The 26,988-nt window shown below is 57.9% G+C and carries 19 protein-coding genes; 7 read left to right on the forward strand and 12 right to left on the reverse strand.

Annotated features, from left to right (window positions below; genetic code table 11):
* Window positions 1-17: 17 nt before the first annotated feature.
* From AC2TDA_RS00370 to AC2TDA_RS00395, 6 genes are read right to left on the reverse strand one after another with little or no spacing between them, the layout of a single operon-like run.
* Window positions 18-770, reverse strand: coding sequence for a polysaccharide deacetylase family protein (locus AC2TDA_RS00370; protein WP_480878228.1), 753 nt, complete (start codon window positions 768-770; stop codon window positions 18-20).
* Entirely contained in the window at window positions 767-1,909 is a 1,143-nt protein-coding gene (locus tag AC2TDA_RS00375; RefSeq protein ID WP_480878230.1) for a glycosyltransferase family protein, read from the reverse strand. The genes AC2TDA_RS00370 and AC2TDA_RS00375 overlap by 4 nt, the downstream gene beginning before the upstream one ends.
* Window positions 1,909-2,490, reverse strand: a complete 582-nt coding sequence (locus AC2TDA_RS00380) for a histidine phosphatase family protein (protein ID WP_480878232.1) — start codon at window positions 2,488-2,490, stop codon at window positions 1,909-1,911. The genes AC2TDA_RS00375 and AC2TDA_RS00380 overlap by 1 nt, the downstream gene beginning before the upstream one ends.
* Window positions 2,487-3,563, reverse strand: a complete 1,077-nt coding sequence (locus AC2TDA_RS00385) for a glycosyltransferase family 4 protein (RefSeq protein ID WP_480878235.1) — start codon at window positions 3,561-3,563, stop codon at window positions 2,487-2,489. The genes AC2TDA_RS00380 and AC2TDA_RS00385 overlap by 4 nt, the downstream gene beginning before the upstream one ends.
* Window positions 3,563-4,810 (reverse strand): glycosyltransferase family 4 protein, encoded by a 1,248-nt coding sequence (locus tag AC2TDA_RS00390; protein WP_480878237.1) that lies wholly within the window; start codon window positions 4,808-4,810, stop codon window positions 3,563-3,565. Before AC2TDA_RS00390 ends, AC2TDA_RS00385 begins: the two co-directional genes overlap by 1 nt.
* Entirely contained in the window at window positions 4,807-6,021 is a 1,215-nt protein-coding gene (locus tag AC2TDA_RS00395) for a glycosyltransferase family protein (protein WP_480847789.1), read from the reverse strand. The genes AC2TDA_RS00390 and AC2TDA_RS00395 overlap by 4 nt, the downstream gene beginning before the upstream one ends.
* 365 nt (window positions 6,022-6,386) lie before the next feature.
* Between AC2TDA_RS00395 and AC2TDA_RS00400 the strand changes: the two genes are divergently transcribed.
* Complete coding sequence (locus tag AC2TDA_RS00400; RefSeq protein ID WP_480878239.1) at window positions 6,387-8,768, forward strand: mechanosensitive ion channel domain-containing protein; 2,382 nt, start codon at window positions 6,387-6,389, stop codon at window positions 8,766-8,768.
* A 90-nt stretch (window positions 8,769-8,858) separates the two neighbouring features.
* On the opposite strand, the gene AC2TDA_RS00405 is transcribed toward AC2TDA_RS00400, so the two are convergent.
* Genes AC2TDA_RS00405 through AC2TDA_RS00425 form a run of 5 tightly spaced genes read right to left on the reverse strand, consistent with a single transcriptional unit; the run spans window position 8,859 to window position 16,082 of the window.
* Window positions 8,859-10,214 (reverse strand): CoA transferase, encoded by a 1,356-nt coding sequence (locus tag AC2TDA_RS00405; protein WP_480878241.1) that lies wholly within the window; start codon window positions 10,212-10,214, stop codon window positions 8,859-8,861.
* Window positions 10,211-11,365, reverse strand: a complete 1,155-nt coding sequence (locus AC2TDA_RS00410; RefSeq protein WP_480847786.1) for an ABC transporter permease — start codon at window positions 11,363-11,365, stop codon at window positions 10,211-10,213. The genes AC2TDA_RS00405 and AC2TDA_RS00410 overlap by 4 nt, the downstream gene beginning before the upstream one ends.
* Complete coding sequence (locus AC2TDA_RS00415) at window positions 11,362-12,390, reverse strand: ABC transporter permease (protein WP_480847785.1); 1,029 nt, start codon at window positions 12,388-12,390, stop codon at window positions 11,362-11,364. Before AC2TDA_RS00415 ends, AC2TDA_RS00410 begins: the two co-directional genes overlap by 4 nt.
* 13 nt (window positions 12,391-12,403) lie before the next feature.
* The gene (locus tag AC2TDA_RS00420; RefSeq protein ID WP_480847784.1) at window positions 12,404-14,317 is read right to left on the reverse strand and encodes an ABC transporter substrate-binding protein; all 1,914 of its coding nucleotides are present in this window, start codon (window positions 14,315-14,317) and stop codon (window positions 12,404-12,406) included.
* Window positions 14,310-16,082, reverse strand: coding sequence for an ABC transporter ATP-binding protein (locus AC2TDA_RS00425; RefSeq protein WP_480847783.1), 1,773 nt, complete (start codon window positions 16,080-16,082; stop codon window positions 14,310-14,312). The genes AC2TDA_RS00420 and AC2TDA_RS00425 overlap by 8 nt, the downstream gene beginning before the upstream one ends.
* 230 nt (window positions 16,083-16,312) lie before the next feature.
* On the opposite strand from AC2TDA_RS00425, the gene AC2TDA_RS00430 reads away from it, so the two are divergent.
* The 6 genes from AC2TDA_RS00430 (at window position 16,313) to AC2TDA_RS00455 (ending at window position 23,567) form a co-directional block, all read left to right on the forward strand.
* Window positions 16,313-16,810, forward strand: a complete 498-nt coding sequence (locus tag AC2TDA_RS00430; RefSeq protein ID WP_480847782.1) for a class I SAM-dependent methyltransferase — start codon at window positions 16,313-16,315, stop codon at window positions 16,808-16,810.
* A gap of 90 nt (window positions 16,811-16,900) precedes the next feature.
* On the forward strand, window positions 16,901-17,530 hold the full coding sequence (locus AC2TDA_RS00435; protein WP_480878242.1) for a glutathione S-transferase family protein: 630 nt from the start codon (window positions 16,901-16,903) through the stop codon (window positions 17,528-17,530).
* A 109-nt stretch (window positions 17,531-17,639) separates the two neighbouring features.
* Entirely contained in the window at window positions 17,640-20,048 is a 2,409-nt protein-coding gene (locus tag AC2TDA_RS00440; protein WP_480878244.1) for a GcvT family protein, read from the forward strand.
* Window positions 20,045-21,595 carry a trimethylamine methyltransferase family protein gene (locus AC2TDA_RS00445; protein WP_480878246.1) on the forward strand — a complete coding sequence of 517 codons (1,551 nt, stop codon included), beginning with the start codon at window positions 20,045-20,047 and terminating at the stop codon, window positions 21,593-21,595. The genes AC2TDA_RS00440 and AC2TDA_RS00445 overlap by 4 nt, the downstream gene beginning before the upstream one ends.
* Entirely contained in the window at window positions 21,596-22,279 is a 684-nt protein-coding gene (locus AC2TDA_RS00450; protein ID WP_480878248.1) for a TetR/AcrR family transcriptional regulator, read from the forward strand.
* Window positions 22,266-23,567 (forward strand): NAD(P)/FAD-dependent oxidoreductase, encoded by a 1,302-nt coding sequence (locus AC2TDA_RS00455; RefSeq protein ID WP_480878250.1) that lies wholly within the window; start codon window positions 22,266-22,268, stop codon window positions 23,565-23,567. The genes AC2TDA_RS00450 and AC2TDA_RS00455 overlap by 14 nt, the downstream gene beginning before the upstream one ends.
* On the opposite strand, the gene AC2TDA_RS00460 is transcribed toward AC2TDA_RS00455, so the two are convergent.
* Entirely contained in the window at window positions 23,564-26,959 is a 3,396-nt protein-coding gene (locus AC2TDA_RS00460; protein ID WP_480878252.1) for an indolepyruvate ferredoxin oxidoreductase family protein, read from the reverse strand. The genes AC2TDA_RS00455 and AC2TDA_RS00460 overlap by 4 nt on opposite strands.
* Window positions 26,960-26,988 lie beyond the last annotated feature (29 nt).

A 26,988-nucleotide genomic window follows, 5' to 3' on the forward strand; every position in this document is an offset into this window, starting at 1 on the left:
AGGGTCTCCTTGGTATTTCAGCGTCTTATTCCGGTCCACATGACACCGGAGCCGTCCAGTAATCGGCAAAGCAGGTCACGTGTAAAACTCCAGATGTCCTGATCATGAACAAGATGGTGGGTCAACACGCCAAATGGCTCGGTGTTGTCTGCGCGTCCTTCACGACGGTCTCGCAAAAGGTTGGTTGTATCGGCAATCAGGACGTCTGGACTGACCAGTCCACGGGTTCCGCGCCAGTCGATCGGATCCAGATGAGTGTTGACCTGTTCCAACCCTGGCGCGGCCATTGCCCTGCTGCGTGGAGTTGCAGTGGACAGCACACGATAGCCCAAACCGGGCAAATTTACCGCCACTTCCGGTGCGATACGGTTCCATGGGGGCACGAACATGGGCTGCGTTTGATCTCCGAACAGCTCGATCAGACGGGATAATCCGGCCCTTGCATCCTCTACGATATTGTCCATGGGACGATGCAGGCGGAATTCGGATTTTTTCTCATCGGCAGGCGCGTGGTTCTGGTGAGCCCAACCGTGCACGACAGGGATCAGACACGACGTGTCGGCGATGTATTCGGCCAAGACGGATTCTGCGTTTCGTGGAATGATGGCAAGATACACCGGCAGGCCCAGGCCTTCGGATAAAGCAGACAAGCTTTCTAGTTGAGGCGTCACTGCAATCGCGTCGTCATCACGCCACCAGATAGGCAAGGACAGGCCATCGGACTGCCATCGCCGCAATTCAGTTCGCAAGGGCGTCCAATCCGTCGTCAACCCTTCGCCTCCACCATAGCTGCCGCAATATCGACAGACCGCAGTGCGCCATCAAAGCCCTGTGTCATTGGTGCGCGCGGCCCCTCTGCGATCACCCTCGAAACAGCCTCCGCCAGTGCTTGCCCGGTCAGATCAGCGCTGCGCAGGACTTTCACGGCCTTCAATTGAGACAGGCTTTTTCCACGCAGGCTCTGTTCCACTTCCTTACCATCGTCAAAGGGGATCAGTACCGAAGGGGTTCCACTTTGCAACAGATCCATCGCCGTGTTGTAGCCACACATGCTGACCGAGGCCGCGGCCAGGGGCAGCATCTGCCGGAAGTCGGGTCGTACTGGCTCTAGTTCGATTGGTGCACCTTCTGCCAAACCGGACAATTCCGTGATGCGGTCTCGCGCGTCGGGCCCGCCGACCAACAATCGCCAGTGCCTGTTGGGCATCTTGCGGGCGGCCTCGATGGCCGCGCGAAAGATCGGTTGCCCCACGGAACCGCCCCCGGCACTGACCAGTACATCCTCTTGCCCAACGCCATCGGGGTGCGGGCACACGGGTTCTGGTGCGACAAATCCCGTGTAGTGCAGACGTTCTGCCAGACTGGCTGAAACCGGCCAACTGATCTCCAGCGGTGTGATCTGCGGATCGGAGTGAACAAGCACACCGGCGTAGAATTGTGTCAGGATCTCATCAGTTCGGGTGGCCTTGGCGGGTTTGGAAGGTGGCGCAAGGATGTCGCGGACCGAACCGAGAATGATAGGGCTGTTTGGCAAGTTTTGTGCAGCTGCTAGCAACTCTTGAAATTCTGCAGTCAGGGACCTGCGGCCGAAAGGATAAAGCTCGGTGATCAGGACCTGAGGCCGAAAGCTGCGCACAGCTTGCACAAGCGCTGTCGATCGTGCGGATAGATAGTCATCCCCTGCAACGCGACCGCTTTGATCCAGTAGGCGCGCGAAGTCGACACCATCCGACCGTAGTGGCGGAAGTCCCAGTAGGGACATACCCGCACTACTCAACTGCGGTGCGGGCATTCCACCCGACACAACAAATACCTCATGCCCATTTTCGACGAACGCCCGACCAATCGTCAAAGCACGGCTCAGATGCCCGGTGCCCAACAGATGAGTTACGACGATCATAACTTTCATCAGGACACCTGACGCTGTTGCAACCGAACGGGTTCGACTTCGGGTCGCATGGAGTCGAGATCCACGATAAACAGACGGTTGCGTTTAACTTTGAATGGCGGGTCGCCGCGGAACTCCCATCCCCATGTCTTTGCCAGAATGACGCGCATGATGCCGATGTGACAGACGGCAAGATTGTCGCCTTGTAGCTCTGCTATCCAAGGTTCAAGGCGGTTCCACAACTCGGCGGGGCTTTCCCCAGACGGGGGGCGGAAATCCCATCCCCAATCCTCGATATGGCAATATCCGCTATCGGGTTGTTCGATCAAATCTGCACCGCGTTTGCCTTCCCAATCTCCCCAATTCATCTCGGTCAGAGCGGGTGAGGTGAGCGGGTCACGGTCCGCGACCAGCTGCGCGGTTTCAACAGCACGAGACAGCGGACTGGACCAAAGGGTTGCTGCACCCCACGGATCGGGCAGTCGATAGCTGGCAAGATCAGATCGGGCTTCGGCGTCCAGTGGGATATCACTGCGGCCCTGTATCTGACCCGCGCGGTTCCAGGCCGTGTGTCCGTGGCGTAGCAATGCCAATCGAGTCATGGGTTTGCCTCCAACAAGGGTCGCACGGTCGCCCAAAAGCGTTCGGTTGCCGAGGGCATCAGATGACGTTCCGCCACATAGGCACGAGCATGTGCTCCCTCGGTGCGGCGCAGGTCGGGATCAGAAATGAAATTCTGGATGCGTCGCGCTAGACCTTTTGGTCCGCATTCCTCAGTAGGGTGGTCCGACGGTGCCAAGACATCGCGCACGCCAGGTCGGTCTTGTGCGACAACGGGCAATCCGGCGGTTTGAGCCTCAAGATAAACCATGCCGTAGGCCTCGTTCACACCGGGCCAAAAGAACATCGAGGACGTCTGATAAACCCGTTGAAGGTTATCGCGATCCAACTGCCCCAGGAATCGCACCCGTGCCCCGAATGGCGCCAATAGGGCTTCGATCTCTGGCCGGGCGGGTCCGTCGCCTGCGATGTTCAAGGCCCACTCACCGGTCAGTTCCTTCAGTGTTTCGGCCAGTATCCGGTAGGACGCAAGTTTGTCTCCATGTCGCATCATTCCCACGGTCAACATCGGCCCGTCGCCCGTAGACGGCGCAGGCAATGTCGAAATAGGCAGAAAAGGCGGCAGTTCAACGAGGCTTTGATCCCCGAACCGTTCCCGTTCCAGCGTGATCAGATCGTTTGCCGTATGATAAAAGATGACCTTGGCGGCGTCGCAGGCCAAATGTGCGGCCTGAGCAAAACCAGCCCAGTTTCCGTTGAGGCGGCTGGTCGCACGTGTGCTTTCCAACTGAACGTATGGAATGCTGCGGGCGCGACAAACCTGTGGTCCCAGCAGATCGGGAGCCTTGTAGTAATTGTGGTAGGTGACCCACAGATCAATGTCGGCAGGCAATTCGGCTATGAGTCTGTTTCCTTCAGCCTTAGCCTCTGCGCGCAGAACTTCCTGAACCTTTGCGTCGCCTGCCTTGTCGTACACACGCAACCGGGACACCAGATCCACCCGGTCGCCCAGAGCGCCGATGGCCGCCATCAGGTTGCGGGCCATTTCTCGGTCACCCGAGGGCTTCGAACTGTCGGGGGGTTTCATCGGGGCGTAGAAAGCCACGCGCGCCATCAGGTGTCACCCGAGCAAAGGGAGTTCAGACGCGCGGATAAGCGCGCAATACCTGGATCCATGCGAAATTCGGCAATCAGCCGTTCGTGGGCTTTAACGGCCATCCGTTCAGCGCTTTCGGGATCGGAGGCCAGATCTGCGATCGCCTTGGTCAAAGCTTTTGGGTCGTCGTCGGACAGAACACCATGAGTTCCGTTGACGATGAACTCGGGAATAGCCGAAACCGGCGTGGACAAAATCGGCAGGCGTTGTGATGCTGCTTCCATCAGAACATTGGGCAGTCCGTCCCGATCCCCATCTGCTGCAATTCGGCTGGGCAAAACGAACAGATCAGCACGTTGCATTTCCGCAATGACCTCAGGTTGATCGCAAGCCCCCTTCCAGGTGATCCGGTCGGATACACCGGCCGAGGCAGCCCGCGCGCGCAATGTGTTGGCAAGCGCGCCGCCGCCAATATGAGTCCAATGCCAGTCCAGCGTCCGGGGCAGCAGGGCAAAGGCGTCGATCAATCGGTCAAAGCCCTTCTTTTCCACCAATCGCCCGACCGAAAGCATGTGAAATGGCCCATCCGCCGCCCGCATTGCACGCTCAGGTGCCGTAGGAAACCGGGAGAGATCGAGCCCGTGATAGATCAGGTCGACCCGCGCCGGGTCATCTGCGAGGCCGCGCAGATGGTCGGCGCCAACAGCCGTGCAGGTCGCTCCGAAGGCGGCCCCAAAAGTCGCGGCCTGCAGCTTTTCGCGCTTTTCCCAATCGGGTGAGGTCCAGATGTCCTTGGCGTGTGCCGAAAAGCTCCACGGCAAGCCGCGCATGATTGCCGCATAGCGTGCGACCGAAGACGGTGTGTGCATGAAATGCGCGTAGAGTGCGCGCGACTCCGCCGGCAATTCGGCGGCCAGAACACAGGCCTGACCAAAGCGGCGGATGCGGTTGTGGGTGGGATCTCGACGCAAATCCTGACGCCAGGTTTGGTAGGCTTGCGCATAGCCGGGCAGGCGGGTCGCGATCTCTCGCGCAGCGATCAGGCGAGATGGTTCGTCATGAAGGTACTCCGGCAGATAGTGGACTGTGCCACGAAAGCGGTCGTGCAGCGGGTGCCGTTTGGTGTCTGTGGGATGACGCAGCGACCAGATATCGAATGCGTGTCCTGCCTCTTGCAGGGCGACCAGTTCCTGCGCGATGAATGTCTCGGACAGGCGCGGCCATCCTTTGACCAGCACCGCAAGTTTAGGATTTGTCGCCGTCATCCGGTCGCGCGCTCTTGTTCCGTACCCAGCAGGGCGTCAATGCGATGTGTGACGTATTTCAAACCGTCCAGCAGTCCGGCCTGGATTGCTTGCGAAGGCAACGGTTGATGCGGCAGCTCCCGGATCGCGTTGATCATCGCGTCTGCGGTCAGTCCATCGCGACTTTCATCCAGCATCCGCACCAATCCGAGTTCTTCGGCGCGTGAGGCGCGAATCCACTGTTCCAGACGAGGTGTGGTGCGTGGGACGATCACAGCGCGCTTGTCAAAGGACAGCACCTCGCAGAATGTGTTGTAACCGCCCATGCTGACAACGCCGGCAGCACCGGCAAACAAGGTTTCGATCTCGGATTCGAAACCAACTGCCGTGACCCGCCCGTTCAACGCAGCCACACGGGTTTCGAATTCCTCGCGCAGCTCGCCCGAAAGAAACGGGCCGTAAACCAGTATCGCCCGTGGGTTCAGGTCGGGGTCTTTTTCGTAGGCGGAAAGGACCAGGTTGACCATCGACTTGCCATCGCCGCCACCGCCAGGGGTAATCAGGATGTAAGGTTGCTCGGGCGCTTCGCCGACAGGACCAAGATCTCGACGCAGGTAACCGGTCCAGTGAATGCGGGATTGTGTCGCCGGACTCAGTGGCAAGCCTTCGGTCGGGTCATAGACCGAACGTAAACCGTAAACCCAGATTTCGTCATAGAACCGCTCGGTCGCTGCAACGGCGTCTTTGCGCTCCCATTCGGCGGCCAGAACTTCGGGCTCGTCCAGAACATCGCGCAGACCCAGAACCAGCTTGGTATTCTGGGAGTGTTCGAGATGTTCCAGAGTTGGCAACAACTCTCCACGAAAACCCGTCGGCTCTTTGTCGACAATCAGAACGTCAGGATCGAATTGATCGACTGCGGTCTGAATCAGACTTGAGCGCAGTTCGGTTACTTCGTCGATGCCCATGCCAATCGTCCGCGCCGCATAGGTGCCATCTGCACGTTTGGTGACACCAGGCAGACGCACGTGATCAACGCGGCGGGGAAACGTGAATCGCCCAGCTATTGGTGATCCGGTCAGGATCAAAGCCGAAGCGCGTTGGTCAGCCTGAGTCATAGCAGAAGCCAGCGCGCGCGACCGGCGCAAATGGCCCAGCCCGAACGTGTCATGGCTATAGAACAGGATGCGCGGAGCGCGGCCGTGTTTTTCGTTCATAGTGCCTAGGCTCATGCCTTCGCCTGCTTAAGGTTTCAGTGCAAATCCGCGCGCTTGCACCTGTTATCGTATATCTTGTGCCCATGCTTGCCAAAGGGACTTTTGTAAACCAGCAAATGCGACAAGCATTGCGATTTGGCAACAGCCGATCTGCACACGTGGCGGCAGGCGGCTTGCCGAGATCGCCTAAATCTCGCCGAGCGCACACAGACTATCAGAAAAAGTCATATTCAAAAATCTGCGAGTTGAAAACACATTATCCCCGCTCGTGCGGCAGGAACCCGGTCTCGACACGATTTCGCGAGATTTCTGCGGAAGATTGTGCTGGTTGACCGGCTTCTGTAATCTGGCCGTTACCTGCGAACTGGATGCAACACACTATGAAAACAAACTTTCTTGCCGGGGTGATCCTGGTTTTCTGGCTGGCAACCCTGGGGTTTGCACAAGGGGTGGCTGCGCAGACGTCGCTGATACCGGGATATCCATCCGGCACGACGGAAGAGACTTCCGCCACACCCGAAGGAGATCTGTCGGCAGCGATCCGTGCTGCCACCGAGGCAGGCGCAAGTGTCATTGTGATCGACAGCGCAGGTCAGGTGGTCACTTCTACAGGTCAGCAAGCCAGTGGAGCTGGGGAAGAAGCACCTTCCGATCCGATGGCAGATGGCTCGCAACTGATGAAGGCGCAAGAGAAGTTTTCGAAATTCCGCGCATCACTCGAGTCGCGCCTGCAGGCCTTACCTTACTCAATTTTCGAGGTTCAGTACGTTCTGCGCCAGACAAGCCCGGACGGGCGGATCATGACTTACGTCGAGGTATTCTTCTGGGCGATTCTGTTCCTGATGATCGGGCGATGGCTGTCGATTGAGATATACGGAAAACGCATCGCCCGGCGACATGTGGTGTCGCGTATCAAGGATAATCCCCAAGGTTATCGCGAAAAAATGCCGTTTCTGGTGTTCCGTTTCCTCATGGGAGTTGGCGCAACGGTGTTTGCGATGCTGCTGGCATACATCGTTGGGGAGTTGTTCTTTGTCGGAACAGAAAAGGACATTTCGATACAGTTCACGGTGACTGCCATCTTCACCGCCTTTTTTCTGTCCCGCACCGTTTCTGACCTGTGGCGCATGGTTCTGTCTCCGTATCTGAGCCAGTACCGCCTGCCTCCGTTTTCGGACGGCCATGCAAAACGGTTGTATATCTGGGCGTCAGCTTTGGCGACTTATGATATCTCGGTTGTATTGTTCGCGACCTGGGTGGCGGATTTTGGATTGAACTACAACGTCTACGCCATGGTTTACGGCGTTCTGACGATGATTGGTGCGCTGGGTAATGTTCTGATGATCCTGTTCAATGCGCGCGCTATTTCGAATGCCATTCGGGGTGGGCGTTCTGCAGATCAGGTCTCGTGGATTCTGCGCGTTGTCTCGTTTGGCTGGGCTCCGGCACTGATCGTCTATATCGTGTTCAGTTGGTTCCGGCTGGCGGTTGATCTGGCGCTGGAAAATCCGACGCCGATACCGCTGATCGCCAGCACCTACCTCATCTTCATGTCCGTTGTCATAGCATATGGGGCAATGAACTACATGCTGGAGCGTTACTTCGATCGCTCGCGCAAGATCGAGGAAATGAATGCTGAGGGTCCAGACAGCTTTCAAGACACCGAAGTTGTTGAATCCGCCGAGGCAGAGCAGAGAAAACACTATCTGCTGACTTATGAGGATCTGGCCCGCCGGGTGGCCGGTATTCTGGCTTTTGTCATCGGGGCCTATGCTCTTGTGGTGATCTGGTATCCGGACGCGGACTGGAGCGAAGATCTGCCGGTTGAACGGGCATTGGATGTGATGGTGATCATCTTCATCGGGTACGTCCTGTTCCATTTTTTCCGCATCTGGATCGACAGCAAGATCGCCGAGGAATCCGATGACGGAATCGGTGAAGCCGAGCTCGGCGATGAAGGTGGTGAAGGCGGGCAAAGCCGCTTGGCAACTCTGCTGCCGCTGTTCCGGGGCGCGATCCTTGCCGTGGTTGTCGTCACCATGGCGTTGATCGTGCTGATGGAGCTGGGCATCAATGTCAGTCCGTTGTTCGCGGGTGCGGGCGTTGTGGGTCTGGCCGTTGGCTTCGGCTCACAAACATTGGTGCGAGATATCTTCTCGGGTGCGTTCTTCCTTATGGATGATGCGTTCCGAAAAGGGGAGTATATCGACATCGGGGATGTGAAGGGGACAGTCGAGAAGATCTCGGTTCGGTCCTTCCAGCTGCGCCACCATCTGGGCGCACTGAACACCATCCCATTTGGCGAGATCAAGGTGCTGACCAACTATTCTCGTGACTGGGTAATCATGAAGCTGCCGCTGAGGGTTACGTATGACACCGATGTCGAGAAGGTGCGCAAGCTGATCAAGAAGTTGGGCCAGCAATTGCTGAGTGATCCGGTGATCGGAGACAACTTCATTCAGCCACTGAAGTCTCAGGGTGTTATCGAGATGCAGGACTCGGCAATGATCATTCGGGTCAAATTCATGACCAAGCCGGGTGATCAGTGGCTTGTACGCAAGAAGGTTTATCAGGAAATCCGCGAACTCTTTGCGCGCGAAGGCATCCGCTTTGCGCACCGCGAAGTCACAGTACGACTGGCTGATGGTAAGGACACCGAAGACCTGACACCGAAGGAACGCGAGGCGGTAACTGGCGCGGTTCAGGCAGCGATTGACGAGGATTATCTGGACGATATCGGCCCGGGCGGGGACGACCGCTAAAAATGGTTCTCCCGCCCCTTTTGATCTGCGTCTCTGATGAGACGCTGGTCAAAGCGTTGGGCCGGGCCGCGCGTTTCGCGCGGCGGGTTCTCAGTCTTCCAGCGATGGCCAGGCCGGTTCTGATGTTCCTGTTTTCGGCGCTGGCAAGGACCAGCGCATGGTTGCGCCTCCAACGCTAAGCGCGGGTTTCAGCCGGTGGCCCGGACCCCAGCCGGACGCTTCAATTGTCTTAGTATAGTCTTCAGGTTTTGCATCCGTGATGTCGTCGCCAGCGCCGGTCTTGGCGAGGCTTGCAAGCAATTCAGCGGTACGGGCAAGCGACAGACGCGCATCCATCACCGTGCTGTGCGAAGCGGACTCGGCCAGCGCCGACAGAACCGCACCTGCCATCAGGTAACCGGTGGCATGGTCCAGCGCCTGAACAGGCAATGGGGTCGGTTTGTCCGTCTTTGCCCAGTCGCGACCGGCATCCGCGATCCCCGAGCTCATTTGGACCAGGCTGTCAAAACCACGCCGCGAAGCCCAGGGGCCTTGCCAGCCATAGGCGTCCAGCGTCACCTCAACGCGGTTGGGGGCCAGTGTATCCCGTTGGGGCTTGCCCAGCCCGAGCGCGTCGAGCGCGCCTGGCCGATAGCCGTGGACAAAAACATCAGCCTGTGCCAGCAAGTCTTTTAATCGATCCAGCCCGGCTGGTGTTTTCAGATCCAGAAAGGCGCATGTCTTGCCAAGCGAGATATCCGGGATCACGCCGGGCTCGTCCCATCCGGGCGGATCTATACGAAGTACTTCGGCACCAAACCCGGCCAAGGTACGGGTGGCGACGGGTCCGGCCAGCACGCGCGTCAGATCAAGTACTCGCAGACCAGCCAAGGGGCGTTCAGCTGTCGCTTGCGGCCTTTCACGCAACGTGATGCTGCGCGGCCCCTGCCACCCAATCAACGGATCGCGCGCCACCGCGCGACCTTGCGGGTGGTCCAGCCACTCGGTCCGGCTGCGCATGGCTGCTGCAACGCCTCCCTCAGCCGCGATTGCGGCTTCCAGTTCAGCAATTGCCCAGGATTTAACAGCTTCGCCAACGGCGCTTCGGTCGGCTTTTACATCGAGTACCTTCAGAGCTGCGGCGCGGTGATGCGGCAGATTGGTGTGGAGTCGGATCCATCCGTCTGATGCCTTGTAGTCACCTGCGACTGTGTCCCAGAGGTTAGGCATGTCCCAACCGTCCGGTCTGAACGAATATCCGAACCACAGCGAGGCGAGCCGGTGATCAACTGTCACTTTGGGCGGCTTCTCTGACAAATTCAGGGCAACCGAAAGGCGTGCCAGTTCCCGGCCGACAGTGGCGAAACTGGCACTGGCAAGCTCGGACACTGCAAAGGCGCTTGGGCGTGTTCCTGTCCCCTTCACCTCATAGGTGTCAGCGGCGGGGAGGGATGCCAGCAGGCTCATTGCTGATAGGGGTCCAGACTGTCGCGCAGCCCGTCACCTAGGAAGTTGAAGGCCAGCACGATGACGATGATCGGCAGCATCGGGATTGCTGTCCACGGATAGATCTCGATCGACGCGAGGTTCTGTGCGTCGTTCAGCATAACACCCCAACTGACAGCCGGTGCGCGCAAGCCAAGGCCAAGGAAGCTGAGCGCCGTTTCACCCAGGATCATCGCCGGGATCGACAAGGTGGCCGAGGCGATCAGGTGCGACATGAAATTGGGCAGCAGATGCTTGCGGATTACCCGGCCCGAACTGGCCCCCATCATTTCGGCCGCGCGCACGTATTCCTCTTCGCGCAGGGACAGGAATTTCGCGCGTACGGATCGGGCGAGGCCGGGCCAGTCCAGGATGCCGAGGATGATTGAGATGATGAAGAAGACTGCGACCGGGCTCCAGTTCGAAGGCACGGCGGCGGACAGTGCCAACCACAGGGGTAGTTCCGGTAAGGATCGCAGGATCTCGATCACTCGGTTGATCACCCAGTCGATCTTACCGCCGAAATACCCGGCAATGGATCCGAACAGGATACCCAGAAAAAACGAAACAGAGATACCGATCAGACCAACTGTCAGTGACAGTTGCGCGCCGTAAAGAATGCGACTGAACACGTCCCGGCCCAGCCTGTCAGACCCCCACAGGAATAACGTTGCGCCTTCGGGGGCGCAGAACAGATGGGTATCCGTGCGGATCAGACCAGCCAGTTTGTATTCGGACCCTTCGCACAAGAAACGGATCGGCCGGGGATCTTCAGTATCGGGAACAAATTTCCATTGGAACGTCTCAAGATCTGCCTCGGCCACGATCGGGTAGACATAAGGGCCGACGAATTCACCATCGTGGAACCAGTTGATCGACTGTGGCGGCGCATAAAGATGTTCGCCGTTCCGATCATTAGGACCATAGGGCGCGATGAACCCTGCGAAGGGCAGCATCAGATAGCACAGCAGCAGAAAGATGCCTGAAATCAGCCCTAGCTTATGGGTTCTGAACTTGCGCCAGACCAGCACCCAGTTGGGAGCATCCAGATCCGCGCGCTCGAGCTGTTGCAGAGCTTCCTGCGGGTCGTAAGGGGCGTCGTCTACATAGCGGCCGTCGGGTTGTTGGGTCATGCTTCGCGCCCCTCATAACGAATGCGCGGGTCGAGCATGACCAGCAGGATGTCCGAGATCATGGTGCCAATCAGAGTCAGCAAAGCGACGAACATCAGAATGAAGGCGGACAGGAACTGATCCTGTGTCTTGAGGGCGGTCAGCAAAGTCGGGCCGATGGTCTGTAACCCCAGCACGACGGACACCAGAACCGAACCCGACACCATCGACGGCAGCAGGTTGCCGATGTCTGCGACGAACGGGTTGAAAGCGACGCGCAGCGGATATTTCGCCAGCATCCGGGACGGTGCCATGCCTTTGGCAATAGCGGTTTCCACGTAAGGTTTGCCCAGCTCATCCAGCATATTGGCCCGCAGGCGCTGCATCATCGCTGACGCACCAGATGTGCCGATGACGAAGGTGGGCACGATCAGGTGGACAAGAATGGATTTCAGCTTGTCCCAGCTCATCGGCTGACCTTCGTACACCGGGTCCATCAATCCGCCGATGGGCAGGTTGAAATAACGGTGGCCGTAGTAGAACAGGATCAGCGCCAGCAGAAAGTTTGGCGTGGCCAGCCCAAGGTAGCCGACAAAGGCCGAAGTGTAATCGATCCATGTCCGTGACCGTGCGGCGGCAAGGACACCAAGCGGCAGGGCAACCGCATAGACAAACAGGATGGCGGCGAGATTGACAACGACGGTTAGCCAAAGCGTATCACCGACGATCTCGGACACGGGTCGGTCAAACTCAAAGGACCAACCGTAGTTGCCCTGCAAAAGCCCCTCAAACCCATGGGGGCCTGGCCAGAAGCCCACCCAGACCAGGTACTGCTCCCACATTGGTCGATCCAGGGCATATTCTTTGCGCAGGAACTCGGCCTTAGCCACGCCCGCGGATTGACCCGAAGCCTGCAGTTCTGCGATTTGGTTGCTGAGGTAGTCACCGGGCGGCAAGTTGATGATCACGAAGACCAATACTGAAACCACCAGCAGCGTAAGCAGCATCGTGAAAAAGCGATACACCGCATAGCGGAGCATGATCATTTAGTCGCTCCTGTCAGTCGGCGAAAAAGAATTCGTCCGGGCGGTGAATGCCGAAATGTGCACCGGGTTCCCAAGCCCACATGGCTTGTTCGGGGACGTTGCGCAGGCGGTTCGATACGACGATCGGTTGGGGGGCGCCGTTCAGAATACCAATGGCATATTGCTGGTCGGCGTGAATTTTCAACATTTCTGTCCAGACGGCGTTGCGTTCCTCGTCAGTTGTGGCGATTTCCCAGGAATGAGCCAGTTCCATCAGGCGTTCGGCCTCGGGCATGTCAGGCGGTTCGCCAGCGTCGCCGCCGGTCTGATAATACTGTCCCCATTTGGGCCAGGCCAAAAATACCTGATCCGTCGGGGCAAGATAGGCCGGGGACGTGTGGTACTGCGGGATACCGTCGTCCCACCCAAACCAGACTGAAGCCATTGTGCTGCCTGAAAAAACGCGGTTGCGCAGGATGTCCCGATCCAGCGGACGCATTACGAGCTTGACGCCGATCTCGCGCCAGTTATCTGTAACGATCTGCAGGGCGTTTTCGACTTCCTGCCGCTCACCCGCGGTTTCAACGACCAGTTCCATCGGGCGGCCGTCGGGCAGCATTCGGATACCGTCCCTGTTCCGTTCGGTCAGGCCGGCCTCATCCAGAAGGGCGTTAGCCATCTCAATATCGTATTGCGCCCAGGCTTGCGCGTTCTCTTCGTTGTAGAACGGCGATGCCGGCAGGACTGACATTGCACCGGGTTGCGCCAGCTTGAAATACAGAGCCTGATTAATCGTCTTGCGGTCGATCGCCAGCGACAGCGCGCGCCGGACACGCACGTCGCGCAGAACATTGCGCCAGCCCTCATCCCCAAAATTCAGGTTTGGGTAGATGGCAATCTGTGATGCGACCCCTGTTTTCCAAAGCAGCGTCTTATAGTCACCCTGGGTTTCACCTTTTTTCAGGATCGACGCGTCGCGGAATGCCAGACCGCGCCCTTGCAGATCGCTTTCGCCTGCGTTTGTTTTGGCTGCGACCAGACCTGCGGCTACGATCTCCATCTCGACAACGTCGATATAAGGAAGTTGCACGCCGTTGCTGTCGATGCGGTGATAATAGGGATTGCGCACAAAGTTGTGCCGGATTTTCTTACCCGAGCTGGCGTTCAGCCAAGGTTGCAGCGTCGGCAGATTGTGGTTGTCGAATTTATAGAGGTTATCCAGTTTGTTATGAAGTGCGGCCCAGCTTTTGACGCGCGCATCCTCCACATGATAGGCCAGCTCTTTCTTGTCGGCGAATTTCTCGTGGTACTGCTTGAGAAACTCCGATGGTCGGTAGATGAACGGCGGGCGGGCCTGTGCCAGCGATTGCAGGAAGTTCGGGTTCGGATCCTCCCACTGATAGATCACTGTCTTTTCATCCGGGTAGGTCACTTCGGGCGGTTTACCTTCGACAAGAAGGAAATCGGGTGGGCCAGAGGGGCTAAGAAGTTCGTTATTTGCGACATCCTCCCACCAATAACGGAAGTCTTCGGTCGTGAAAGGTGAACCATCGGACCACTTGTGGCCCTCGCGCAGATGCAAAGTGAATTTTCGATTGTCTTCGTTTTCGACTGAGGCCAACAGGTCCGGAACGATTTCGTAATTGGCGTCGAAACCCACCAGGCGTGCGTAGCCATAGACGACCATCTGCCGGATGTCCTTGGATCTCGTGACCATGGTGCGCAAGGTTCCGCCCGGCGTCCCGAATGCGCGTCCCTTGGCGGCCAGATCGATTATCAGTGGGTCCTGCGGGACGCGTTCAGCGGCGGGCGGCAGGTTTCCGCTTTCGACTTCGGACTTCCAGAACGCGCTTTCTTGCAGGTTAGTCGGGACTTCTGCCGTAGCGGGCAGCATTCCCGCTAGGGCCAGCACCGAGCCCAAAAACAAATGTCGAGTGGTCTTAAACATGGCAACGTACCTTATGGCCGGGCTCCATTTCTACAAGCGAGGGTATCACGGAGTCCGAGAAACGAAAGGCGTCTTCCCAACTGTCTGGCGAACCCGCACCCAAAGCGACCAGTTTCAAGTCGATCGGGCGGTTGATATCGGGTTCCGGCTGGGCAGCGATCAGGGCCTTGGTGTAGGGATGACGAGGATTATAGAAAAGCGTCTCGGGCGGTGCCTGTTCGACTACCAGCCCCTGACGCATGACCGCCACTTCGTCGGCGATGCGGGCCACGACGGCAAGGTCGTGAGAGATGAAGAGATAGGACAGGTTCAAACTGTCCTGCAGGTCTTCGAGCAGGGTTAGAATCTGTTCCTGTACTGACACGTCCAGTGCCGAGGTCGGCTCGTCACAGACAATCAACGCAGGGTCCAGCATCATGGCGCGTGCAATCGACAAGCGTTGCCGCTGACCACCAGAAAAGGCATGCGGATAGCGTTTTAGCATGTCGGCATTTAACCCGACCCGTTTGAGCATTTCACCGGCTTTGTCCCGTTGCTCGGCAATTGAACCAATACGATGAATCTCCAACGGTTCGGTCATGGCGTCCTGAATGCGCATTCGGGGGCTGAGCGAGCTGTAAGGATCTTGAAACACCATTTGCGCCTTGCGCTGAAAGGCCGTGCGCTCTGTACGCGTCATCCGGTGTACAGTGATGGGATCTTCGTCGGCAGATGTCCGGAACAGAACCTGGCCGCCCGGGTCGGGCAGTTCAGCCCCCAGCGCGATTCGCGCTGCCGTTGTTTTGCCCGAGCCGCTTTCACCGACAATCGCCAGTGTTTTGCCGCGTGCCAGCTTCAGATCCACGCCCCGGCAGGCATGGATCAACTTGTCCGCCTTCCAGCCGCGAGTTGACCGCATTGTGTAGGTTTTCGAAACATCGGCCATCTGCAGGATCAGGTCTTCGTCCGGCATCGGTAGGCCCACAGCTTCCTGGTCCGGGATTTCAGGGGCGGCGTCGAACAGCTGTTGTGTGTAAGGATGTGCCGGGTCGTTCAGGATGAGATCGGCAGGACCTGCCTCCATCACGCGTCCCTTGTGCATGACCACAACGTGCTCGGCCATATTGGCCACGACGCCCAGATCGTGGGTGACCAGGATCAAGGCCATTCCCGTTTCTCTTTGCAGCTCCTTGATCAGCCCCAGAACCTGCGCCTGTGTGGTCACGTCCAGCGCCGTTGTCGGTTCGTCCGCGATCAGCAGTTCGGGCTTGGAGACCATCGCCATAGCGATCATGGCGCGCTGCCGCATTCCTCCTGACAGCTCGAACGGATAGGAATCGTAGGCTCTCTGCGGGTCCGGAAAGCCGACCCGTTCAAACTGGATCAGAACCTCTTTTCGGGCCTGAGCCTCTGATGCGCCGCGGTGCAACCACAGCACTTCGCTCACCTGGTTCCCAATTTTATGCAAGGGCGACAGTGATCTCATCGGTTCCTGAAAGATCATTGAAACTCTGTCGCCACGAACGGAACGCATCTGACGCTCGGTGATGGCGGTCAGATCTGCTGTTCCCTTGGAGTCGTTCAGGGTGATTGTACCACTGCGGATTTGTGCCGTCCGCGGTAATATGCGCAGCGCCGCTCGGCACGAGATTGTCTTACCCGAGCCGGATTCGCCCACCAGTGCAAGCGTTTGCCCCGGAGCGACATCGAAACTGACATTCTGAACGACGTCGGCCCCCGCGCCAAAACCGATGCTGAGATCCCGGACGGACAACAACGGATTCATGCGGGTTTTCCACCCGGTTGGCCGTGGATTGGCATCGGCTTTTTGAACTCCCTGACTTTTTTGTGCAGTTTCGCGCGGTTGGGACGGGCTAGTCAAACACCTTCTTCGGTAGAAACGTCGCGGAATCACGAAATACCGGTCAGATCGACTACACAAAGTGTTGAGAGTTTGTCATCAAGTGCGCGTTCGGCACCGTTTATGTGTCGATTGAATGAAAAGAGGTTTAGCCCGTGTCCAAAAGTCAAAGCCGCCTGGATCTGTTTATTGACCGCATGGTATCGCAACGCGCCTGCCTGGATTTTGCCATCACGCAAACTGCGGGGCAGTCCGGCCCGGTGTTTGAATTGGGCTTGGGCAATGGGCGCACATATCACCACATGATGCAGCGTATTCAGGGCCGCCCCGTATACGTATTTGAACGCGCGGTCGCCTCTCACCCGGATTCCACTCCGCCTGACGAACAGGTGATTCTGGGTGATGTGAGGGAGACTCTGCCGGCTTCGGTTGAGCGGTTTGGGGCAACGGCCAGTTTGATCCATGCGGATCTTGGAGGGCACAATCGCGAAAAGAACGACGCGTTTGCCCGCTTTGTCTCACCTCTGATCGAGCCGCTTCTCGCGCCGGGCGGGCTGATGGTGTCCAGTGACCGGATGTATTTCAATGGCCTGACCGAGCTGGAGCTGCCTGACGGTGCAGTCGAAGGGCGTTGTTTCATCTATCAGCGCTGATCTGTCGTCAGGTCACTTCGGCTCTGACTCGCGCTATTGTCCTCGGTCGGTCTAACCTGCTGGCGTGTTGCCTCAGGAAGGACTGCCCGAATGCTGTTTTACGACTGCTCCACCGCGCCAAGCCCACGCCGTGCCCGAATGTTCATTGCGGAAAAGGGTCTTGAGATCGAGACCCGCGACATCTCGATCGCGAAGGGAGAGCAACTGGCAGATGCATTCAAGGCAGTGAACCCGAGGGCGACGGTCCCCGTGCTGGTAACAGACGAAGGAACCGTTCTGACCGAAAACCTCGGCATTGCAGCGTATCTTGAGGCACGCTTTCCGGAACCCCAGCTGATGGGGCGAACCGCAGATGAAAAAGGCGCGGTTCTGATGTGGAACGCGATTGTCGAGCAGCAAGGCGGAGCGCCTATTGCTGAAACCCTGCGTAATACGCACCCAGCCTTCGAGAACCGCGCCATTCCCGGTCCGGTCAACTACAGTCAGATACCGGAACTGGCGCAACGTGGTCGTGATCGGGTTGGTGGGTTCTTTGATTTGCTTGAAACGCGTTTGCAAGAAAACACATTTGTGGCCGGCAAGGCTTTTTCGCTGGCCGATATTTCGACATTCGTCTTTGTCGACTTTGCCCGGGTTATCGAGATGCGCATCCCTACCGAAAACGTGGCCTCTCAGGCTTGGTTTGATGCGATTAAAGCACGCCCCAGTGCTCAACTCTGACAGGAAGTCTGGCGTGCAATCAGCACTTCTCCCCCACTGTACAGAAATGTCTAGACAGAAGTGAACAGTGCTACTAGCTTCGGTCGAGACTCATCCAGGGGAGGTCGGGATGAAAACCCATTATCGTGTAGTTGTCATTGGCGGCGGCGTTGTTGGTGCCTCGGTTTTGTACCATCTGGCTAAATTCGGCTGGACAGACGTGGTCATGCTGGAGCGGCGTCGGCTGGCGTCGGGGTCCTCGTGGCATGCTGCTGGCGGAATTCACGCGCTGAATGCCGACCCGAACATGGCTTCGTTGCAGGCCTATACCATTGATCTGCTGAGCGAGATCGAAAAGGAATCCGGCCAGAATATCGGTTTGCATATGACCGGCGGCCTGACGCTGGCTGGAACGCCCGAACGCTGGGAGTGGTTGCAGGCGAATTATCGTATTTTCCAGTCTATCGGTATTGACGATTGCGAATTGCTGACACCGGAAGAGGCGCAGAAACGTTGCCCGATTATGTCTACTGATGGTGTGCTTGGGGCCATGTGGGCGGACCGCGAAGGTTATATCGACACAACCGGCACCGTGCAGGCCTACGCGACAGCCGCGAAGAAACGTGGCGCTGAGTACTATGAAGAAACCAAGGTCGACGAACTGATCCAGACCGATGATGGTTGGAAGGTTGTGACAGACAAGGGTACGATCACGTGCGAGCATGTGGTCAACGCGGCTGGTCTATGGGCCAAGCAAGTAGGCCGTATGGCAGGTGTCGAGCTGCCGGTTTCTCCGCTCAAACACCACTACCTGATCACTGACACGGTGCCCGAAGTTGCGGCGGCTGATTTCGAAATGCCGATGACCGTGGATCTGGAAGGCTTCACTTATATGCGGCAGGACCAGAAAGGTGTTCTGGTTGGTATCTACGAGGTCGACCACGAGCATTGGGCTATGGACGGAGCACCCTGGAACTATGCCGAGGAGCTGTTTCAGGAACAACTTGATCGGATCGAAAACGAACTGACGCTTGGCTTTGAACGCTATCCGTCGATCCAGAATGTCGGCATCAAGACATGGGTGAATGGGGCTTTTACTTTCTCGCCCGACGGCAACCCGCTGGTGGGTCCGGTGCCCGGCAAGCGGGGATACTGGTCGGCCTGTGCCGTGATGGCCGGGTTCCTTCAGGGTGGCGGCGTTGGAAAGACCTTGGCTGAATGGATGATCCATGGCGAGCCAGAGGCAGACGCATGGCCCATGGACGTGGCGCGCTATGGCGATTTCGCTCAGAACAAGCGATATATCCGCGAGACCACCGGCCAGTTCTATTCCCGCCGCTTCGTGATGACCTATCCGAATGAGCAACTGCCTGCGGGGCGTCCGCTGAAAATGGCCCCCGCTCATGACGCGATGACCGAGGCGGGGTGCAAATGGGGCGTCAGCTGGGATCTCGAGGTGCCGCTGTATTTCGCGCCGAAAGGGTTCGAGGAAACCCCGACGCTCAAGCGGTCGAACGCGCATGACATTGTCGCCGAGGAATGCAAGGCGATCCGCGAAGGTGTTGGCCTTTTGGATATTTCAGGCTTCTCGCGGTTTGAAGTGACGGGACCTAATGCCAAGGTGTGGCTGGATAAGGTCATGGCCTCGAAGCTGCCGGCGCCAGGCCGCGCCAAGCTTGCGCCGATGCTGGGCGAGAACGGGCGTCTCAAAGGCGATCTGACCGTACTGAATTGGGGCGATGGTAGCTGGTGGATCATGGGCAGTTACTATTTGCGTGCCTGGCATATGCGCTGGTTCGACGACCAAATGATTGATGGCGTTGAAATCCGTGATCTGGGCGAAGAATACTGCGGTTTCAGTGTTGTTGGCCCGAAGTCTCAGACTGTGATCGAGAAGCTGGCCGAGCAGGATATCTCAGACATGATGTTCATGGGGTGTGGTGATTTCGATATCGGTCTTGTTCGCGCGCGCGTCGCCCGCATGTCGGTGACCGGTGAAATGGGTTATGAAATCAATTGCCGCTACGGGGATCACATCAAGTTGCGCCGCATGTTGCTGGATGCCGGAGCCGAGGAAGGAATTCGCGAGTGCGGGTTCAACGCCATGCTGTCCACGCGGTTGGAAAAGAGCTTTGGTATTTGGTCGGCGGAGTTCACCCAGCTTTATACGCCGGGCATGACGGGCATGGATCGCTGGATTGACTGGGACAAGAACTTCGTCGGCAAAGGGGCCGCCGTGACCGAACGTGACGGCAATGGCCCGGCACAGGTTCAGGTGACGCTTGAGGTGGATGCGCTGGATGCGGATGCCAGTGGGTACGAGCCTGTGTGGTCAGGCGAAAAGCGCGTTGGGTTCGTGACGTCGGGCGGGTATGGACATTACACCGGAAAGTCGCTGGCGATGGCTCTGGTGGACCGCGAAATGGCGGAACCGGGCACGGACCTGTCCGTGCATGTTGTCGGTGTCGAGCGGTCAGCGCGCGTCATTGCGCCGTCGCCCTATGACCCGCAAGGCAAAGCGATGAGGGGCCAAGGATGATCTCTCAAACCCAAGAACGCGGGCGAAGACGGCGGGGGCGCGGCGCGGAAGCCGCTCCTGTCGCCAGTCGCGATGTGAATTACCGTCAGTTGAAGAACCCGTTCCCGTTGATGGAAGTGTTTTCTACGGATCAGATCGCGGACATACACGAAACCGCCTTGCGTACGCTTCAGGAGCTTGGCGTGAAGGTTCTGTTGCCCGAAGCGCGACGTATCTTCGAAAAGGCCGGCGCGCTCGTGGATGAAGACAGCGAGATGGTCTTTATCGGGCGGGATATGGTCGAGGCAGCTGTTGCCTCGGCTCCCAAATCGATTGCGTGCCGTGCCGGTGCCCGGCGTCGCGATTTCACGCTGGAGCTCGGAAACCTGGTGTTTCAACCGGGGGCAGGGGCTCCGAACGCGACCGATCTGGAGCGCGGGCGTCGCCCGGCGACCGGAGGGGACTATCTGGATTTTCTGAAACTCACTCATCATTTTGATGTGTTCCAGATGATTTCGCCACAGGTCGAACCGCAGGATGTGCCGACTCATTTGCGCCATTACTTCACCACGCGGGCGCAGATGGAGCTGACGGACAAGTTCCCGTTCTTTTTCTCGCGCGGCACGCCGCAGGTGTTGGACTGCTTCGAGATGCTGTCCATTGCGCGCGGCTTGTCTGACGACGAATTTCGCGCAAATCCACATAGTTACACAATTATCAATACCAATAGCCCTCGCACATTGGATATACCGATGGCGCAGGGTCTGATCGACTTTGCCCGCCACGGTCAGATGTCGATCATCACACCGTTCACCCTGATGGGAGCGATGGCTCCGATCACGGTCGCCGGAGCCATTACGCTTTCTCATGCCGAGGCGCTATCTGCACTAACCTTGACGCAGCTAGTAAATCCTGGCGCGCCGGTCTGCTACGGAACGTTTACCAGCAATGTGGACATGAAATCAGGCGCGCCCGCTTTTGGGACGCCTTCCCATTTCCAGGCGTCGCTGGCGGCCGGTCAGCTGGCGCGGCACCTGGGCCTGCCTTGGCGCTCGGCGGCGGGATCGGCATCGAATACCAATGATGTACAGGCGGCTAATGAAAATCAGTTCGGCCTTTGGGGCTGCCTGATGGCCGGTGCAACTGTGATCATCCATTCCGCGGGCTGGTTGGAAGGGGGCTTGACGGTTTCTTTCGAGAAACTGGTTTGTGACGCCGAAGTGCTGAATATGGTGGCCGAACTGTGCGCCGGGGCGCAGGCCGGGGCATCCGAGATCGGTTTCGACACTGCTTTGCGCGAGGTTGAGCCAAGCGGCCATTTCTTCGCCACCAGTCAGACAATGGAGCACTATAATACAGCGTTTTATGAGCCGCATCTGCACGATTACGCCAATTTCGGCACGTGGACTGAACGTGGCTCACTGGATGCTAATCACCGTGCGACTGGGGTTTGGAAAGACATCTTGGCGAATTTCAAAGCGCCAAATCAGGATGCGGACCGCCTTGGTGCATTGCAGGATTTCATCGCACGCCGTACCGAAGAGGGCGGCGCGCCGCCGGAGAGCTAAATGAACACAAAACCCATCCTTCACCGTGACGATCCCGAGGCTGAACCTCTGGTCGGGAACATCAAGGTCACGCGCGATGACTGGCTTAATGTGGCGCTGGACGTGTTGATTTCAGACGGGGTAGAGCAGGTCAAAGTCATGAACCTGGCTGAGCGGATGGCCGTGTCGCGGTCGTCCTTCTACTGGTACTTCAAGTCCCGGCAAGAATTGCTGGATGCGCTGCTCGCTCGGTGGCAGGCGACCAACACCGCAGCCTTGATTGCGCAGTCCGAGCTGCCAGCGGAAACGATCACGGCGGCGGTGTGCAATGTCCAGCGCTGCGTGGTGAATACCGATCTCTTCGATACAGCGCTGGATTTCGCAGTTCGTGATTGGGCGCGTCGTTCGGGCAAAGTGCGGCGGATGCTGGATCAGTCGGACGTACGGCGCCTGGCGGCTTTGTGTGCGATGTTCATTCGATACCATTATGACGAAACCGAGGCTGAGACGCGCGCGCGTGTGTTGTACTATATGCAGATCGGGTACGATCTGGCACAGATGAACGAGCCGATGGCCTTCCGACTGTCGATGGTTCCGCACTACCTCTATGTCTTCACTGGGGTCGAACCACGGCCCGAAGAAATCGAAGAATTCAGCGCCTATGCAAAACGTTTGTGGGAGGGGGCACATCATGAGCCAACCTGACGCAATCATCATCGGAACCGGGGTGATCGGCGCAGCCATCGCGTTCGAAATGGCCAAGAAGGGTTGGAAAGCCCTGTCGCTGGATCGCAATTTACAAGTAGGCCACGGCTCGACCGCTGGGTCCTGCGCCATTATTCGCATGCACTATTCGACATTCGACGGAACGGCATTCGCATGGGAGGGATACCATTACTGGCGCGACTGGGCCGACTATCTGGGATTGCCCAACACGAACCTGGCGCAGTTCCGAGAAACCGGATGTCTGGTCATGAAGACCGAAGCCAACGGAATGCTGGAAAAGCACAAAGAGAACAGCGCCGCGTTGAAATGCCCGTTCGAGGAATGGTCGCCGGAGAAGATTGTCGATCACCTGCCGATCTATTCACTGGACAGTTTTGCCCCCGCCCGGCGCATGGACGACCCGGAATTTGGGCAGCCAAATGGCGGCCACTTGCAAGGTGCAGTGTTCTGGCCGAAAGCCGGTTATGTCACGGACCCGGCGCTGTCGGCGCAAAACCTGATGGATGCGGCCAAAATACACGGCGCTGAAGTGCGCACTGGGGCGGAAGTGGTTGAAATCCTGACGCATGATGGCCGTGTTTCGGGGGTCAGACTGGCCTCTGGTGAAGAAATAAACGCTAAGGTGGTTGTGAACGTTGCGGGCCCCGGATCGGCAATCGTCAACAAAATGGCTGGCGTTCTGGGCGATATGACGATCGAAACCCGACCCTTACGACAGGAAGTTGTACACGTGCCTGCTCCGGCGGGCTTTGATTTTGAGCATCAGGGCACAATCGTGTCGGACAGTGACATTGCGCTCTATTGCAGGCCAGAGCATGGCAACCACATTCTGATCGGATCCGAAGACCCTGAATGCGATCCACATCAGTGGTGTGATGACGACCAGAATTACAACCACGAGTTCACGGACCAGTGGACGACCCAAGCAATGCGATATGCGCAACGCGTTCCAAGCTTGGGAATTCCGTCGAAAACGCGCGGGGTCGTCGATCTTTATGACGCTTCGACCGACTGGATACCGATATACGACAAATCCAGCTTGCCGGGATTCTACATGGCCTGTGGCACCAGCGGGAACCAATACAAGAATGCGCCGATCGCCGGCAAGATGATGGCCGCCCTCATAGACTATTGCGAGGGCGGGGCAGACCATGACACCGAACCCCTACAATTCGAGTTGCCCTATATAAAGCACACAATCGACGTTGGGTTCTATTCTCGCAAACGCCCGATCAACACGGATAGCAGCTTCTCGGTGCTGGGCTAGACAGAGGCATTGCGTGCTTGTTCAAAGCTTTCTTCCCGAACGGGCCCGTAACCCCGAACCTGATCTGCTGTCGACAGGATATCCATCCAGTCTGTTTCCGACCGGCTGGAATAATCTGTTTCAAGCTGGGTTAGCAGGCCTTCGTACCAAACTAGGATACTGCGGTGCAGTCGTGCCTCGGTGTGATAGCCGAATGGGTTCCAGATCTTGCCGCGCAGCCCTTTGGCACGGGCAAGTGTCGTGAGCACAGGGCGGAACCAAGGACCGAATTGCCTTTTCACCGGGCGACCCTGTTCGTCCTTTCGCCAACCCATCAGGGGAGGGGCGAAATGATATCTCGTCTTGAAGTCACCATCGAAGGTGCGAGTAAGCTCGTCCGCGAACGCATCAGAGGTTTGCAGGCGGGCCACCTCAAACTCGTCCTTGTAAGCCAGGAAACGGAACAGGTTGCGAGCGGTGCTTTCAATAACGCGATCCGTGATCAACGGCTGCGCTGCGCGTAAGGCAGCGATCCGGTCGGTGTAGCGCTTCGCATAGTCTGCATCCTGATAGTCTCGCAAAAATGCCGCACGTCGCTCGATCATCTGATCCAGAGTTTCATCACTGTCTTTTTCACCAGTCACCGAAGGAATGCGGTCGGGGTCAGCCGCCAGACAACGACCGATGGCGAAGGCCAGCCGGTTTTTCTCAACGGCGACCCCGTTCAGCAGAATGGCCTGTCCCAATGCGCTGTGCGAAACGGGCACCAGACCCTTTTGCCACGCAAAGCCCAGCAGGATCATATTGGCGAAAACCGTATCCCCAAGCAGGTTTTCGGCAGCCCGGTTCGCATCGAAACCCGACAGGTTCTCAGCCCCCACTACACCTTCTATTGCCTGTTCACGGGCGGTAGCGTTCAGCTGAGCATCGCGGTGCAGTACCAGATCCCCGGTCGGCATCTCGGCCCGGTTCAGCACAACCGCCGTTCCTTTTCGGTAATGCGCCGAAGCCTTGGGCGCCGAGCTGACGACTATATCACATCCGATCACGGCATCCGCGGCGCTCGTGTCGATCCGAACCTGGTTCAGAGCATCCGGAGTTGATCCGAGGCGAATATAACTGAGGACAGTTCCAAACTTCTGAGCAAACCCGGTGAAGTCCAAAACGGATGCCCCTTTGCCCTCGAGATGCGCAGCCATAGTGATCAGTGCACCCACGGTCACGACGCCTGTTCCGCCGACGCCGGTGACCAACAAATCGTATGGCTGGTCCAAAGTCGGCAAGGGAGGCACGGGCAGGTCGATTTCAAGATTGGTCAGGTTCAGGTCGACGGCCTGTTTCCGACGCTTGGCATTTTCAATGGTCACAAAGCTGGGACAGAACCCGTTCAGGCACGAGTAGTCCTTGTTGCACGTACTCAGGTTGATTTTGCGCTTGCGGCCAAACAGTGTTTCGCGCGGTTCGACGCTGAGGCAGTTCGAGGCGATAGAGCAATCCCCGCAACCTTCACAGACTAGATCGTTGATCCACACGAACCGATCCGGGTCCTCCATCGTGCCCCGTTTCCGGCGTCGGCGCTTTTCAGTGGCGCAGGTTTGTTCATAGATCAGGACCGTGACACCGGGGATTTCACGTAATTCCCTCTGAAGCAAATCCATATCGATCCGGTCGTGAAAGGTGGTGCGCTGCGGGAAATCCGAGTGACGGAATTTAGTTATGTCATCCGAGACCAATGCGATCCGGTCCACGCCCTCGGCGCGACAAGTCTGGGCGATGCCTGCGACACTGATCGGCCCGTCCACCGGCTGCCCTCCGGTCATGGCGACGGCGTCGTTGTAGAGGATTTTGTAGGTGATATTCGTCCCGGCAGCGACTGCCTGCCGGATGGCCAGAGACCCTGAGTGATACCAGGTCCCTTCGCCAAGATTCTGGAAGATGTGTTTTCCGCCGTTGAACTTCGAGGCCACTACATGCGGCACTCCTTCTCCGCCCATCTGTGCATACCCGGCGGTCTCGCGGTCCATCCACGACGCCATGACATGACACCCGATTCCGCTGGCCGCGGTCGAGCCTTCGGGCACCTTGGTCGAAGTATTGTGCGGACAGCCCGAACAGAAATACGGCGTGCGCGTCGCACCTGGCACACTAATCAGCTGTGGTGGCGTATCCGTCAGAGCTTTGGCTTTGGAAGGCAGGTTTTCTTCCGGGAAGAAAGTGTGCAACCGCGCGGCGACGATGGGGGCCAGCATCAGGGGGCTCAGTTCGCCCGTCCAGGGGATCAGCGGTTCACCGTGACTGTCGTATTTGCCAACCATTTTGTGCGGCTTGTCGCCGGGCCAGTCATAGAAATACTCTTTGAACTGGCTTTCGATGATGCCGCGCTTTTCTTCGACCACCAGCACCTCGGCTTTGCCTTTCACAAAGCGTAAAGCGTTGCGGCGGGCGAGAGGCCAGACCATGCCGACCTTGTAAATGTCGATACCCAAACGACGGCAGGCGGCCTCGCCCAGACCAAGCAGTCTCAGAGCCTCCATCAGGTCGAGATGGCCTTTGCCAGTGGTGACAAACCCGAATTTGGCTTTCTCGATGTCATAGATGCGCCTGTCGATTGGGTTTTCCTCGGCAAAGGCACGGACGGCGCGCAGCTTGTGCTGAATGCGGGTTTCGATTTCAGGAGAGGGCAGATCGGCCGAACGCACGTGCAACCCGTTCGGCGGCAGCTCGATCTTAGGCAAAGTGAATTGACGATCCGGGCGCAGTTCTACTGAACGCGCACTTTCTACGGTTTCAGAAACCGCTTTGAACCCCACCCAAGTACCCGAAAACCGGGACAGCGCCAGCCCGTATTCCCCGTATTCCAGATATTCCGCAACTGATGAAGGGTTTAGCGTTGGCATGAACCACGCCATAAATGCAACGTCCGACTGATGCGGCATTGAAGAGCTGACGCAGCCATGATCGTCGCCCGCTACCACTAGCACTCCGCCCTTGGGGGACGATCCATAGGCGTTGCCGTGTTTCAGCGCGTCCCCCGACCGATCGACGCCAGGTCCTTTACCGTACCACATGGAAAAGATGCCCTCGACCTCGCAACGTGGATCAAGGGTGGATTGTTGCGCGCCCAGAACAGCTGTTGCCCCTAAATCTTCATTCACCGCAGGCATAAAGGTGATGCGGTCGGCCTTTAGTCGATCCTTCGCACGCCACAATTCCAGATCCAGACCGCCCAGCGGAGACCCGCGATACCCTGAGACAAACCCAGCCGTGTTCAAACCTGCCTGTCGATCGCGCCGGGCCTGATCCATCATGATCCGGGCTAAGGCCTGTGTGCCGGTCAGAAAGACGCGGCCCACGGTCTGGGTGTATCGATCCTCAAGTTGATAAGTGCGTAGCGCGGGGGTGTGTTGGGTCATCGCGTGCGTCCGTCGGATTGTCTGTGTTG

Source organism: Ruegeria sp. HKCCD6426, assembly GCF_057221115.1.